Genomic DNA, 14,364 nt, shown 5'->3' on the forward strand with positions numbered 1-14,364 from the left:
CCCCCCCCCCCCCCCCCCCCCCCCCCCCCCCCCCCCCCCCCCCCCCCCCCCCCCCCCCCCCCCCCCCCCCCCCCCCCCCCCCCCCCACGCCGGTGGAATTCGACTGCTCGGACACTAACCGCTATGGCGGCTGCGGGGCGAGGGAGACACAGGCAGTGTGCGCTGTGGGATCAGAGGCGGTGCGCTGCGCGCACAGCCGGCCGCCGGGTCCGGACGGCCGGCGGCCGGTGCGTGACCGGTCAGCCCAGTTCTGTCTCGAGCCACCGCAGGACGTCGGGCGTCACCGGGTCGACCAGGTCGGCGAACTCCTCGTGCCGCTTGAGGAACTTGGCCACGTACGGGCAGACGGGCACGATCCGCTTCCCGGACTCCCGCACGTCGGTGAGCGCCTCCTGGACGAGCCGGGAGGCCAGGCCCTGTCCGGCGAAGGCGTCGTCGATCTCGGTGTGGTAGAAGACGCGCTGCGCGTCGCGGTCGCGGTAGGCGGTCAGCCCGGCGCGCTTGCCGTCGACGAGTATTTCGTAGCGATTCCTGGCGTCCACACGCTCGACGACCGGGGCGGCGGAAGGCTGGCTCATGGGGTGCCTTTCGAATGGCGTCAGTGACGCGGCGGATTCCTGCGCGGAGTGATGGTGGCATTCGGCAGGACGGGGGCGGGAAGACGGTCTCCCGGATATCCTTCGACGGCGCCGAAGCGATCGGAGGAGTTCTGCCAGTCCTCGCGCGCCCTGACAATATCCTCGTGGCTCCGGCCGATGAAATTCCACCACATGACGATCTCCTCCTCGAAGGGTGTTCCGCCGAGGAGGACCGTCCGCGCGATGTCGTCCGACTCGTTGGTCAGGGTCAGCGTGCCGGGGCCCGGGTGGACGTAGCCCAGCTCGGCGGGTTTCAGGAGGACGTCGGCGAGGCGGACGGCGCCCTGGTCGACCAGGAGACCGTGCTCGAAGCCGGGGTCCACGGCGAGCGTGACGGCCGCGTGCGGCCCGAGGACGATCTCGGCACCGAGCAGGGGCGTGAAGGTCGGCACCGGGGAGTCGACGCCGGCGAGGGAGCCGAGGAATACCCGGATCTCGGCGCCGTCGGTCCGTACGGGCTCGGGGACGTGGTGCCGGAAGTCCCGGGCGGTCGCGCGGTGCTCCTCCGGCAGCGCCACCCACAGCTGGACGCCGTGCAGGACGGTGGTGCGCGGCGTGGAGACCTCGGAGTGGCTGATGCCGTACCCGCCGGTCATGAGGTTCAGCTCGCCGGGCCGTACGAGGGCGTGGCTGCCCAGGCTGTCCCGGTGCTCGATCTCCCCGCTGAAGAGCCAGCTCACGGTCTGGAGCCCGGTGTGGGGGTGCGGGGCGACGTCCATGCCGCCGGTCTCGGCGACGTCGTCGGGGCCGTAGTGGTCGGCGAAGCACCAGGCGCCGATCAGGGTCCGGGCGCGCTGCGGCAGCGTGCGCCGCACGGTCATCGCGCGCGGGCCGCCCAGGGGTACGTCGCGCGGGGTCAGTACGTCGACCCGTGGCGTCCCGGCCGGCGGCTCGCCGTCCGCCTCGGCGCCGCAGCGCACTTCGACGGGCTCCGTCTCGACATTGCTCATCGGGGACCACCTCTCCACCCAGTAATTGTTCTACATTCAACCACCATCCGGCCGAACCGGCCGGAGGCCAGGCGGACAGAGCCCCAGTGCCAGGCGTACCGGCCGGAGGCCAGGCGCACAGGCGGACTGCCGGAGCGCTTCTTCTTCGGGCAACAACCCGTGCACTCGTCGGCAAGCCACTCCCCCGGACCCGCCGTACGGTCATCAGCACCATGGCCCGTCACAGCGCGGGCCGACGCACCGAACCGTCGCAGACAGGGGGACGGCATGAGAAACGATCCTGCCGGGGCCGGGGACGAGGACCCGATCGTATGCAAGACCAGCGTCCGCGTCACCGTGGCCGACGAACTGCCGATACCGGTCCCGGCCGAACTCCGGTACTCCGCGGCGGACCCCTACGCCGTCCGCCTGTCCCTGGGCGCCCCCTCCACGCTCTGTGTCGAGTGGGTCTTCGCCCGGTCGCTCCTCGCCCAGGGGCTGCGCCGGCCCAGCGGGTCCGGGGACGTGGTGGTGTTCCCGCGGCGCCAGGGCCGGCCGGACTCGATCCGCGTCCTGCTCAGGACCCGTGCCGGTGCGGCCCTCCTGGAGCTGGCGAGCGCCTCCGTCACTGCCTTCCTGCACCGCACCGAGGTGCTGGTGCCGCCGGGCACCGAGCACCGGCACATCGACCTGGACCGTGTCGTGGAACAGCTCACGGCCGGCAGCGAGTGACCCGCCCGGCGTGACGCCCGGTGCACTGACGAGCACCAACGCGTGCGCTCCCGGGCAACGCGCCTCCCGGTCCGGCACCTAGCGTCGACCGCGTACGCAAACACGACATCCGCAGGAGGCACGTCATGACCACCGGCACCCAGCCCCCGAGCAGCCAGCCCTGGCTGCACCAGAAGGGCGCGGTCATCCAGGAGTTCGGAACCGTCAAGCAGTTCCCCATCGCCCTGTCCTACGAGGCGCGCATGTACTCCTGCCAGCGCCTGAACAAGGTGCTGGCCGACACCCAGATCCTCTACGGCCTCTACAAGAAGCACCACTGGATCATGCGGGGCGCGACCTTCTACCAGCTGCACCTGCTCCTGGACAAGCACGCCGGCGAGCAGCTGGAACTGGTCGACACCCTCGCCGAGCGCGTCCAGACCCTGGGCGGCGTCGCGGTGGGCGATCCCCGGCACGTCGCCGAGATCACGTCGATCCCGCGCCCGCCGGACGGTGTGGAGGAGGTCCCGGCGATGCTCTCGCGGCTGCTGGAGGCCCACGAGACCATCCTGACCGAGGCCCACGACGCGGCCGCCCGCACCGCCGAGCTGGGTGACGACGGCACCAACGACCTGCTGGTGTCGCAGATCATACGGACCGGCGAACTCCAGGCCTGGTTCCTGGCTGAACACCTGGTGGACACCCCGCTCGTCCGCTCCTGATTCCGGCGGGGACCGCCCACGGCGGAACGGGCGGGGGCGTCCGTCAGCGCGTGACCGCGATCCCGCTGCGCGCGTCCGCGCGCCCCCGCCCGCCCCACACCCCCGTCAGCACCGCTCCCCGGAGAACCCATGGCCTCGCCTGCCGTCGTCGAGCTGTCCCGCTGGCAGTTCGCGATCACCGCGGTCTTCCATATGACCTTCCCCGCGCTCACCGTCGGGCTGTCCGTGCTCCTCGCCGTCGTCTACACGGTGTACGTCCGCACGGGAAACCCGCTCTACCTTCAGATCTTCCGGTTCTGGAAGAAGATCTTCGCCGTCGGCTTCGGCCTCGGGGTCGTCGCGGGCACCGTGATGACGTTCGAGTTCGGCCTCAACTGGGGGACGTACGCCCACGCGGTCGGGCCGGTCATCGGGGTCACCATCGGGATGGAAGTGATCACGGCCTTCTTCCTGGAGGCCGGCTTCATCGGCCTGATGCTCTACGGCGACGGGCGGATCCGCCCCCGCACCATGGCCCTGGCCTGCTGGATGGTCGCCTTCGGCACGCTGCTGTCCACCACCTGGATCCTGTCGGCGAACAGCTGGATGCAGGACCCGGTCGGCTACCGGAAGGTGGACGGCCAGTTCCACGCCGAGGACTGGGCCCGGGTGCTGCTCAACCCCGCCTTCGCCCACCGCTTCCCGCACATGCTGCTGGCCGTGCTGATCAGCGCCGCCTGGTTCGTCGGCGGCATCTCCGCCTGGTACCTGGTCAGGAACCGCGTGTCCGCACAGCCCATGGCGCGCCGGTGCCTGTCCGTCGCCCTCGGGGTGCTCGGGGTGCTGATGCCGATCCAGCTGTACGTGGGAGACGGCACGGCGGTCTTCATGGGCCGGCACCAACTGCCCAAGCTGGAGGCGTTCGAGGGCAACTGGAAGAGCGACAACAACGGCTACAACCTCCTCGTCGTCCCCGACCCCGAGCAGGGCGAGAACCGGCTGCACGTCGAGGTCCCCTACCTCGGCTCGGTCATCGCCCAGGACCTCAGCGGGAAGACGAACACGCCCGGACTGCTCCAGACCCCGCCCGACGAACGCCCCAACATGTGGACGACGTTCTACGGCTTCCGCGCCATGTACTTCGCCGCGCTGCTCATGTTCGCCACGGCCTTCGCCGGTGTGGTCCTGCGCCTGCGGCGGCGCCTGTTCGACTCACCCCGCTTCCTGCGCTGGATGGTGTGGATGACCCCGGCCGGGATCATCGCCATCACCGGCGGCTGGATCGTCGCCGAGACCGGCCGCCAACCCTGGGTCGTCTACGGCCAGTTGCGCACCGCCGACGCGGTCTCCCACCTCAGCACCCTCGAAGTCGGCGCCACCCTGGCCGGTTTCGTGCTGCTCTACCTCACCCTGCTGGCCATCTGGGCCCGCTACATCGTCCGTACGGTCAAGGCCGGCCCCGAGCCACTGCCCACCGGACCCGCCGCGCCCGACGTCCCGGAGGCCCTCGTTGCTTGAGTACGCCGCCTACGCCCTCGCCCTCTTCTCGCTCGGCATGTACGTCGTCCTCGACGGCTACGACCTCGGGGTGGGCATGCTCAGCCTGGCCGCCGGGCCCGAACGCCGAAGGGAGTACGGCGAGATCGTCGCGACCGCCTGGGACGCCAACGAGAGCTGGATCATCCTCGCCGGTGTCGTCCTGTGGGCCGGTCTGCCGGGCGCCTACGCCGTCGTACTGCCCGCCGTCTACCTGCCGCTCGTCGGCATGCTGATCGCCGTCATCCTGCGCGGGCTCGGCCTCGAGATGCACAGCGCGGCCGGCGGCTACCGGCGCGGCTGGGCGCTCCTGTTCGGCGGGGCGTCGCTCACGGCGGCCGTCTGCCAGGGCCTCGTGCTCGGCGCCGTGCTCACCGGCCCCCGGCAGGCGGGCGGACGCTTCACGGGCGGGACCTTCGACTGGCTCAGCCCCTACAGCCTGCTGTGCGCGCTCGGTCTGGTCGTCGTCTATCTGCTGGCCGGGGCCGCCTGGTTGCAGGACAAGACCGAGGGCTGGTCCCGGTCGCGGACCCGCCGCACCGGGCGGGCGCTGCTCGCGGCCACGGCGGCGCTGGCGGTCGTGCTCGGCCTGCTGCTGCCGGGTGCCGACCCGCAGCACCTTCAGCTGGACGAGCCGCTGCGGGCCGTGCCGTTCTGGCTCGCGGTCGCGGTGGCCGTCGGGGCCGGTGCCGTCGCCTGGTCCGGCTTCGGCCGGGCCCCGGACTGGCGGCCGTTCGCCGCCGTGGCCACCCTGACGGCCGCGGGTCTGTCGGCCCTGGTGGCGCTCACCGCCCCGGTCGTCGTCCCGCCCGCCTCGACGGTCCACCAGGTGGCGAGTCCGCACTCCTCCCAGCTCTTCCTGGTGCTGGGCGTGGGACTGTGCATGCCGTTCGTCCTGGCCTACAACGTGTACGCGTGGCGCAGCTTCCGGGGCAAGTACACCGAGCCGGTGGAGCAGGTCCTTCCGCCGCTGCGGGCCGTGCCGCGCACGCCGGTGGCCCCTCCCGCGCCCTCCAGCACCGCGCGGACTGTCCTGCGCCGGACCCTGCTGGTGGTGCTCGGCATCCTGGCGACGGCCCTGTCGCAGGACGTGTTCGGCGGGGTGGCCGAGTGGATCGGCCCGCTCGGCGTCACCGCGCTGGCCGGCGCGGCGCTGGCCGCGTGGATCGCCGGGGACCGCCGTGACCTGCGGGCCGGCTGTTTCGACGCGGAGGCGGAGCGCACCCCGTGAGCACCGCGACCACCGTGCTGCTGGACGAACTGGCCACCGACCGCACGGGCACCCCGGTGGCCGAACGGCTGCGGGAATGGGCCTGCGTCGGCCGGCCGGAGCTGCGCCGCGCGGGACTCCTGCGCGGCGCGGCCCAGGCGGGCACCGTCGTCTGGGCGGGCGGTCTGGCCTGGGCGGCCCAGCCCGGACTGGACGCGCTGCACGGCGCGCCCGCGTCCGCCGTACTGGCGCCCGCCCTGGTGACGGCGGCCGGGGTCGCCCTGCGGGCCGTACTGCTGTCCGCGGGCGAGGCCGCCGCCGCCCGGGGTGCCCGCGCCGTGCGTGAGGCCCTGCGCGCCCGACTCATCGCGGCGGCGCTGCCCATCCACGGCCCGGCCCGGACCGACGTGGAGGACACGGCGCCGGCCGAGGCGGTCGACGGCGAGGTCGACGAGCTGAGCGACTGGCTCACCGAGTACGTGCCCGCGCGGACCACCATGCTGCTCGGCAGCGGCCTCACCATGGCCGCCATCGCCTGGCGCAGCTGGTTCGTCGCCCTGCTCGTGCTGGCCGCGACGCCGCTGCTGCCGGCCAACCTGAAGGTCATCGGCCTGGGCACGCAGACCGCCGTACGCGCCCAGCTGTCGGCCATCCGCACCCACCGGGCACGGCTGCTGGACCATCTGCGCGGGCTGCCCACCCTGGTCGGGCTCGGCGCGCACGACGAGGCGGCCGGGGCGCTGGCCCGCTCCGACCGGGAGGTCGCCGGCCGCACCGAGAAGGTGCTGCGAATCGCCTTCCTGTCGACCGCCTGGGTCGAACTGCTCATCACCGGCACCCTCGCCGTGGTGGCCACCTACTGCGGACTGGCCCTCCTGGACTACCTGCGGCTACCCCTCGTACCGGACTACATGAGCCTGTCGGCCGCGCTGTTCGTCCTGGTCCTGGTGCCCGCCTACTTCGCGCCCGCCCGCGACCTGGCCGCCGGCTACCACGCCCGGGCCCGGGCGACCGCCGCCGCCGGGCTGCTGGCCCCGCTCCTGGACGCGCACGACGAGACGGCAACACCGGCCGGACCACCAGCGCGGTCGGCGGCGGCGCCACCGGGGGTGCGCCTGGACTCCGTGACGGTCCGTCACCCCGCCCGCACCACCCCGGCGTTGGACGGGGTGAGCGTGCACCTGGCGCCCGGGAGGTGCCTGGCCGTCACCGGTCCCAGCGGGGCGGGCAAGTCCACCCTGCTGGCCGTGGCGGCCGGGCTGTACGCACCGCACAGCGGACGCGCGCTCCACGTGTACGACGGGCGGCCCGTCCCCGCCGAGCCCGGCCGGGTCGCCTGGGTGGGCCAGCCGGCACACCTGCTGCCCGGCACCGTCCGCGAGAACCTGCTGATGGCCCGGCCCACCGCGAGCGACCACGACCTGCTGGACGCCCTCGCCTCGCTCGGCTTCACCGATCTCCTGGCCGTACTGCCCCAGGGGCTGGACACACCGGTGGGCGAGCGCGGCACCGGCCTGTCCTCCGGGCAGTCGCAGCGACTCGCCCTCGCCCGCGCGTTGCTGCGGGACGCTCCCCTGCTGTGCCTGGACGAGCCCACCGCCCACCTCGACCCCGAGGCGGAGCGGCGCGTCATGTCCGCCCTGCGCACCCTGACCCGCGACCGGACGGTCCTGCTCGCCACCCACAGCCCCGCCCTGCTGGCCCTCGCCGACCAGGTGATCACGCTCGACCATGGGAGAGCCCGATGAGGCGACCACGGAAGAGCCCGCTGAGGCGGGACGGCGCCGGGCAACTGCTCGTGACGCGGCGGGACCGCGCCGGGCGACTGCTCCCGATGAAGCCGGACCGCGCCTGGCGACTGCTCCCCGCGAGACCGGACTCCGCCAGGCCACTGCTCCCGATGAAGCCGGACCGCGCCTGGCGACTGCTCCCCGCGAGACCGGACTCCGCCAGGCCACTGCTCCCGATGAGGCCGGACTCCGCCTGGCGGCTGCTGCGGACGGCCGTGCCGCGCCGGGCTCTGGTCACCGGCATGCTGCTGGCCACCGCCGGAGAACTCGCCGGTGCCGCGCTGCTGGGTGTCTCCGGGTGGTTCCTGACGACCTGCGCCGTGGTGACGCTCCAGGCCAACACGACCTGGTCATGGATGTATCCGTCCGGTGCCGTGCGAGCGCTGGCCCTGGGCCGTACCGGTCTGCGGTACCAGGAACGCCTGGTCAGCCACCGGGCTCTGCTGTCCGCCCAGGTGGCCCTGCGCGCCCGGCTGGCCCGGGGTGCCGCCCGGCTCACCGCGCGTGAGCTGCGCGCCCAGCGCGACGGGACGCTGCTCGCCCGGCTCACCACCGACGTGGAGACCGTGGCGGGCCTGCCCGCGAACGTCTGCGCGCCGCTGGTGGCGGCGGTCACCACCGGGTGCCTGGTGGAGATCCTGCTGCTGGCGGCGATGCCCCGGCTCGGGCTGGCCGAACTGGTCGTCTGGGCGGCCGGCCTCTGGTGCGCGCGGCGCGCCCACCGGCGGGCGCGGGCCCAGCTGGCCGGCGCCGCCGAGGCCAGGGCGGCACTGCGTACCGTGCTGCTCGGCAACCGGGCCGCCTTCAACGAACTGCGCTGCCTGGACGCCGTTCCCCAGGCACGCCGGGTGGCGACGACCGCCGTGACAGCCGTCGAGTCGGCCGAGTGGGCCGCCGCCCGGGCCGAACGGCTGGGCCGGCTGACGCTACGTCTCCTGGCCGCCGTGGGCCAGGCGGCGGTGCTGGTCATCGCCCTGCGCACGGCCCCGGCCCAGCCGGTCGCGGTGGTGGTGGGCGAGGTCCTGCTGCTGGCCGCCGGATGGGAACTGCTGGAGCGACTGCCTCGGTTGTTGCAACACCTGGCCCGGGCCGGTGACGCCGCCGCACGCCTCGCACCGCTCGCGGGCGACGAGCGACCTGCGAAGCGGCCCATGGCGCAGCCCCTGGACCGGCCCGTGGACCAGCCCATGGACCGGCCCGTGGACCGGCTGGAGCAGCCCGTGGACCAGCCCATGGACCGGCGGCGGTCGGCCGCCCGCTGTCTGGAAGCGTCCGGTCTCCCGCTGCTCGGTTCGTCCGCGACCCTCACCACGACCCTGTCGGGTCCTGGCCTGACGCTGATCACCGGTCCCAACGGCAGCGGGAAGTCGACGCTGCTCGGCCTGCTCGCCGGGCGGCTCCCGGTGCCCGCCGGCACGGTCCTGCTCGACGGCACCCCGGTGCACGAGCTGTCGGCCGGGGCCGTCGCCGAGACCGTCACCCTCGTGGAGGCCGACGACTGGCTGGCCGACGACACGGTGGCCGCCAATCTGCGGCAGGCGGCGCCCTCGGCCGGCACCGCCGCCCTACGGGCCGCACTGGACGTGGTCGGCCTGTCGGTCCTGCCGCTCGACGCCTCCGTGGGCCCCGGCGGGCGCCTGCTGTCCCAGGGGCAGCGCAGGCGCCTCGCCCTCGCGCGGGCCGTACTGAGACGTCCTCCGGTCCTGCTCCTGGACGAACCCGTCGCCGGTCTGGACCGCCCCACCGCCCGGGCCGTGCTGGCCGCGCTGCCCCGGGCGCTGCCCGACACCTCGCTGGTGATCGCGCTCCAGGACCAGGACGTCGACCTGCTTGACCGGGCACCGACCGAGGTCGTCCGCCTCGGGGACGACCTCGCCGCCGTGGCGTCGTCGCGTACCGCCACGGCTTCCCGCGCGCCGTGACGCCGGGTACGGCATCCGGGAGGGAAGGTTGCCGGAGGGCCGGCTCACTCCGGCCGACGCTTCGTCACCGCATACGAGAGAGGGAGATCTTCGATGACCGACCAACCGGTTCTGGTGCTCGCGGCGACCGGCGGGCAGGGCGGGGCAGTGACCGACGCGCTGCTGGGCCGCCGGGCCCGGGTCCGCGCGCTGGTGCGTGACCCGGGCCGGAGATCCGCCCGGGAACTGGCCGAGCGGGGCGTCGAGGTGGTGGCGGGATCGCTGAGCGACCGTGAGTCGCTGGCGGCGGCGATGAGCGGGGTGGCGGGTGTCTTCGCGTTCACCACTCCCTTCGAGGCCGGAGTCGACGCGGAGGTGGACCAGGGGCGGGCCATCCTCGCCGCCGCGACGGAGAAACGCGTTCCGCATCTCGTGTTCAGCTCCGTGGCCGGGGCCGACCAGGACAGCGGGGTGCCGCATTTCCAGAGCAAGGCGCGCATCGAGGCCGAGCTGACCGCCGGCGACGTGCCGTACACGATCCTGGGGCCGACCTACTTCTTCGACAACGCGCTGGGCGGTGCGGAGCGCATCCTGGACGGCGTACTCGATCTGCCGCTGCCGCCCGAGCGGCCGTTGCAGCAGCTGGCCCGTCCCGACCTCGGCGCGTTCGCGGCGGAGGTGCTGCTCGACCCCGCTCCCTACACCGGACAGCGCATCGAGCTGGCCGGTGACGAGCCCACTCCCGCGCAGATGGCGACCGCGCTCGGTGCGGCGCTCGGGCGCGAGGTGCGGCACGAGCAGGTTCCGCTGGCGGCGATCGGAAATCCGGACATGCACGCGATGTGGGCGTTCCTGAACGGACCCGGCTATCGCGTCGACATCCCCGCACTGCACGCCGCCCACCCACAGATCCCCTGGACCCGCTTCGCGGACTGGGCCCGGCGCACCTGGGCGGGCGCCCGCTGAACCGGCCGTCCTGACAACGATCCCCGGCGGAACCGCTCCGTCCCCGACCCACACCATGGTCCCACGCATTCACTGCGTTTTCGAAAGCGCACCGGCCGAAGGGCGGAGATCGTGGCGTCGGACCCATCGACACCCCGCGCCGACGACGGGCGTACTGGCGCGAGGCCCTGTCCCAGGCGTTCGGCGCCGTGGACATGGGGGTTCCCGACGAGGTCGACTGCGGCGCGGTCCGTGCGTCGCCGCTGGGCCCGGTGCAGGCCGTCACGGTGGACGGCGATCCGCTGCGGGCTCGGCGCACCCAGCGGCTCATCGCGGGGAGCGACAACGACGACTACGTGGTGGTGAAGCTGCTGAGCAGCGGCGTCGCCCGCATCGAGCAGGACGACCGTGAGGCCTGCCTACGGCCGGGGCAGCTCTTCGTCCACGACATGGCGCGGCCCGTCCGGCTGACGCTCCCCGAGCGCTTCCGGACGAAGTCCCTCGTGCTGCCCCGGGAGGTCCTGGGGCTGAGCGAGTCGGAACTGCGGCAGATCACGGCGTCCCCTCTCGGCTCGGACTCGGCGGTCGGCGGCCTGCTGACGCCGCTCCTGTCCCGGCTGGTGGACACCGCGGCGGCGTATCCGCAGCGGACGGGCGAGCTGATCGCCCGCAATGTGGTGGACCTGGTGCGGACCCTGGCCGAGGAGCGGCTCGGCGGGGGGCCGACGACTCGGCGAGCGGCGCCCGGACGTCGTTGGTGCGGATCCGGGCATACATCGACCGGCACCTCGCGCGTCCGGATCTGCCGCCGGACTCCATCGCCCGGGCACACCACATCTCCGTGCGCTGTCTGCACAAGCTGTTCGAACTGGAGGACATCACCGTCAGCCGGTGGATCCAGCAGCGCCGGCTGGAGCAGTGCCGCCGCGACCTGGCCCGCCGGGGGTCGGCGGACCTGACCGTCGCCGCGGTGGCGCACCGCTGGGGGTTCACCAGCGCCTCCCACTTCAGCCGGGTGTTCCGGGCCGCCTACGGGGTCTCCCCCGCCCAGTGGCGGCACTCCGCCCTGCGTGAGCGGTCTCCGCTGTTTTGGGGCCGGACGGCCCAGGGCCCCGCTTCGCTTTCGGTCGGACCGGCCGCGCCGGCATGAGCTGGGTCACTCATCACCGCTTCCACATATGCGCCGAGCTGCCGTTTTTGCCATAGTGGGGGGCGCCGGCCTGTGACCGGCGGGTGCGGACAGGGAGGGCCTAGGTGGCGGCGTCAGGCGGACCGCTGTCGCGCCGCGGTCTGCGCGGCCGGGAGGCCGAGGTCGAGGAGCTGCGGACGCTCATCGACGCGGTGGCCCGAACCGGCGGCGGCGCACTCGCCGTGATCCGCGGGGAACCGGGCATCGGCAAGACCACGCTCCTCACCGAAGCCGTCGCCAGGGCCGAGGCGGCGGGATTCAACGTCGGTCTCGGCAAGGCCGACGAGCTGCACCACCTCGTGCCGCTGTCGTCGTTGGCGACGTGCGTCCTGCACGGCGACCGGCCGTTGTTGTCCGGCGACGTGCTGGTCGATCTCGCACGCCGGCACGATCAGCGGATCTGGCTGGTGGAGCGCCTGGCGGAGGTGATCGAGGAGCGAGCCGGCGGCGCACCGATGCTGATCGCGCTGGACGACGCGCAGTGGGCCGACCCGCTGAGCCGGTTCGCTCTCAAGCAGTTGCCGAGCCGCCTGCGGACCTCGCCCGTGCTGTGGCTGCTGACCGTGCGGCAGGGCGGCGGAGGGCCGGCGGAGGAGATCGTCGCGGCCGTGCGGGACGAACTCCCGGTGCGGACCGTGTCCTTGGGCCCGCTGTCCGGCGCGGCCATCGGCCGGCTGGCCGGTGACACCCTGGGGGCCGCCGTCGACGAGCGGGTACGCGAGCTGCTCGCCGGAGCGGGCGGGAACCCGTTTCTGGCCGTCGAGATGCTCGCGGGACTGCGGACCGCCGACGCCGCCGGTGAGCCCGTGCCCCCGGGGCTGGTGGTGGGCGTCCGGGGCAGACTCAGCTCCCTGCACCCGGACACGCTGCGTTTCCTTCAGATGGGAGCGGTGCTGGGACGCCGTTTCGGCTTCCACGACGCCGCCGCGCTCTGCGGCCGCCCCTCCGTCGCGTTGCTCCCGGCGCTGGAGGAGGCGGTGCGCGCGGGGCTTCTGGACGACGACGGCGACCAGCTCGTCTTCCGGCACGACCTGCTGCGCCAGGCGGTGTACGTGGACATCCCGCCCTCGGCCCGGAAGGCGCTGCACCGGGAGGCGGCGGGCCGGCTCGTCGCCGGGGGACACCAGCCGATCGACGTGGTGTCGCACATCCTCAGGGGCGCCCAGCCCGGGGACGAGGAGGCGGTGGCGTTGCTGAGGCGCGCCGCCGCCGACGTGCTGCCGGTCACGCCGGGCCTCGCGGCCGACCTGGTGACGCGCGCGCTGGAACTGGTTCCGGTGGCACGGCCGTTGTGGTTCGCCGTGGGTGAGCAGGCGGTCGTGTCCCTGACCCGGGCCGGCCGGGACCGGGAGGCGCTCGCGACCGGCGACCGGCTGCTGGCCGGCCGGCCGTCCATGGAGACGTTCGCCCGGCTCCAGGCCGCCCTCGGGGGCACGCTGTGGAATCTGGACCTCGCCGAGGAGCTGCGCCGCCGGACCGAGGCGGCCCTCACGGTGGGCGGCGCGGCCCCGGAGGTGGGGGCGCGGCTGGCCGCCCTGCGCGCGCTGGCGCTGTCCCGGGCGCACGACCTGGTACCGGCGCGGGAGGCCGGCGAGGACGCGCTGCGTGCCGCCGTGGCGATCGGCGACCGGGAGGCCCATGTCCAGGCCCTGTTCGCGCTCGGGGAGATCGCGCTGAACGCGGGGGAGAACGCCCTCGCGCTGGAACGCTTCACGGCGCTGAGCGCCGTCGACCCCGCCTTCTTCCCCGAGGAGATCGTCGCGTACCAGCACATGGACGACTTCGTCATGAGCGAGCGGCTGCTGGCGAAGGCGGCTGACGACGCCGGCGGTATCCGTGAGGCGATGCTGTTGTGGGCGCAGGGACAGCAGCATCTGGGGCTGGGCCGGCTGGACGACGCCGAGGCCGACCTCGTGACGATGGAGCGCCTGGAGGACGACGTACAGGCGCACGTCCAGCAGGTGAACGGCCGGGTGATCCGCTCCCGGATCGCGCTGCTGCGCGGCGACCGGGAGGCGGCGCGGCAGCATCTGGCGGAGGCGCGGGAGCGGCTGTCGGTCAAGCCGAACCCGGGCAACAGGGCCGCGGTGCGCTTCCTGGAGGCGGTTCATGCCGAGGCGGACGGGGACGCGAAAATCGCCGTCGACAGGATCCGGGAGGTGCAGCGGGAGGGGCCCTTCCTGCGCTGGCGGCTGTTGCGCACATGGGTCGGCGCCGCGGTCCGCATGGCCCTGCGCGGCGCGGACCGGGAACTCGCCGAGGATCTCGCCGCGCAGGCCGAGGCCCACGCCGCGCGCAACCCGGCGGTTCCGACCGCCACGGGTGTCGCGGCGCGCGCCCGGGGGCTGCTGCGCGACGACCCGGTCCTGCTGGAACGGTCCGTCGAACTGCTCAAGGAAAGCCCGCGTCCGCTGGTCCGGGCCGCGGCCTCCGCCGACCTCGGACGGGCGCTGCTGGCGTCGGGCCGGCGGCCCGCGGCGGTGGCCGCCCTGACCGAGGCCCAGGCCGTGTTCGCCGCGTCGGGCGCGCACGCCGCCGCGGCCCACGTCCAGCGCGATCTGCGGCGTGCGGGGGCGGGCCGCGGCCGGGGGGCGGGCGGGCAGCGCCCCGTCCAGGGCTGGGAGGCCCTCACGGCGTCGGAGAAGAAGGTCGCGCGGCTGGTCGCCGAGGGGCACACCAACCGTACGGCGGCGGAGGTGCTGGTCGTCTCCCCGCACACCGTCAACACGCATCTGACGTCCGCCTTCCGCAAGCTGTCGGTCAACTCCCGGGTGCAGCTGGCCAACCTGGTCATGGCCTGGCCCGACGAGTGAG

Annotated in this window: 12 protein-coding genes; 10 read left to right on the plus strand and 2 right to left on the minus strand. The window is 73.9% G+C overall.

The genetic code is table 11. The features are described from left to right. Positions 1-239 precede the first annotated feature (239 nt). Both ACZ4WH_RS34555 and ACZ4WH_RS34560 read right to left on the minus strand, forming a co-directional pair. The gene (locus tag ACZ4WH_RS34555; protein WP_467412252.1) at positions 240-578 is read right to left on the minus strand and encodes a GNAT family N-acetyltransferase; all 339 of its coding nucleotides are present in this window, start codon (positions 576-578) and stop codon (positions 240-242) included. A 20-nt stretch (positions 579-598) separates the two neighbouring features. Continuing rightward, positions 599-1,588, minus strand: coding sequence for a pirin family protein (locus tag ACZ4WH_RS34560; protein ID WP_468188279.1), 990 nt, complete (start codon positions 1,586-1,588; stop codon positions 599-601). A 267-nt stretch (positions 1,589-1,855) separates the two neighbouring features. Between ACZ4WH_RS34560 and ACZ4WH_RS34565 the strand changes: the two genes are divergently transcribed. From ACZ4WH_RS34565 to ACZ4WH_RS34610, 10 genes are all read left to right on the plus strand, one after another. Beyond that, positions 1,856-2,299: an SsgA family sporulation/cell division regulator gene (locus ACZ4WH_RS34565; protein WP_468188281.1), complete on the plus strand. Its 444-nt coding sequence runs from the start codon at positions 1,856-1,858 to the stop codon at positions 2,297-2,299. Between the two features lie 125 nt (positions 2,300-2,424). Next, the gene (locus ACZ4WH_RS34570) at positions 2,425-3,000 is read left to right on the plus strand and encodes a Dps family protein (RefSeq protein ID WP_030640487.1); all 576 of its coding nucleotides are present in this window, start codon (positions 2,425-2,427) and stop codon (positions 2,998-3,000) included. Between the two features lie 129 nt (positions 3,001-3,129). Continuing rightward, the gene (locus ACZ4WH_RS34575) at positions 3,130-4,497 is read left to right on the plus strand and encodes a cytochrome ubiquinol oxidase subunit I (protein ID WP_468188283.1); all 1,368 of its coding nucleotides are present in this window, start codon (positions 3,130-3,132) and stop codon (positions 4,495-4,497) included. Continuing rightward, positions 4,490-5,746 carry a cytochrome d ubiquinol oxidase subunit II gene (locus ACZ4WH_RS34580; protein ID WP_468188285.1) on the plus strand — a complete coding sequence of 419 codons (1,257 nt, stop codon included), beginning with the start codon at positions 4,490-4,492 and terminating at the stop codon, positions 5,744-5,746. The genes ACZ4WH_RS34575 and ACZ4WH_RS34580 overlap by 8 nt, the downstream gene beginning before the upstream one ends. Further along, on the plus strand, positions 5,743-7,473 hold the full coding sequence (locus tag ACZ4WH_RS34585; RefSeq protein ID WP_468188287.1) for an ATP-binding cassette domain-containing protein: 1,731 nt from the start codon (positions 5,743-5,745) through the stop codon (positions 7,471-7,473). Before ACZ4WH_RS34580 ends, ACZ4WH_RS34585 begins: the two co-directional genes overlap by 4 nt. Continuing rightward, positions 7,470-9,437, plus strand: coding sequence for an ATP-binding cassette domain-containing protein (locus ACZ4WH_RS34590; protein WP_468188289.1), 1,968 nt, complete (start codon positions 7,470-7,472; stop codon positions 9,435-9,437). Before ACZ4WH_RS34585 ends, ACZ4WH_RS34590 begins: the two co-directional genes overlap by 4 nt. Positions 9,438-9,530: 93 nt before the next feature. Beyond that, positions 9,531-10,382 carry an NmrA/HSCARG family protein gene (locus ACZ4WH_RS34595; protein WP_468188291.1) on the plus strand — a complete coding sequence of 284 codons (852 nt, stop codon included), beginning with the start codon at positions 9,531-9,533 and terminating at the stop codon, positions 10,380-10,382. Between the two features lie 194 nt (positions 10,383-10,576). After that, positions 10,577-11,320: an AraC-like ligand-binding domain-containing protein gene (locus ACZ4WH_RS34600; RefSeq protein ID WP_468188364.1), complete on the plus strand. Its 744-nt coding sequence runs from the start codon at positions 10,577-10,579 to the stop codon at positions 11,318-11,320. After that, positions 11,203-11,511 carry a helix-turn-helix transcriptional regulator gene (locus ACZ4WH_RS34605; RefSeq protein WP_468188293.1) on the plus strand — a complete coding sequence of 103 codons (309 nt, stop codon included), beginning with the start codon at positions 11,203-11,205 and terminating at the stop codon, positions 11,509-11,511. The genes ACZ4WH_RS34600 and ACZ4WH_RS34605 overlap by 118 nt, the downstream gene beginning before the upstream one ends. A gap of 104 nt (positions 11,512-11,615) precedes the next feature. Further along, complete coding sequence (locus tag ACZ4WH_RS34610) at positions 11,616-14,363, plus strand: ATP-binding protein (protein WP_468188295.1); 2,748 nt, start codon at positions 11,616-11,618, stop codon at positions 14,361-14,363. Position 14,364 lies beyond the last annotated feature (1 nt).

It is taken from the genome of Streptomyces sp. NPDC029138 (genome assembly GCF_055564375.1).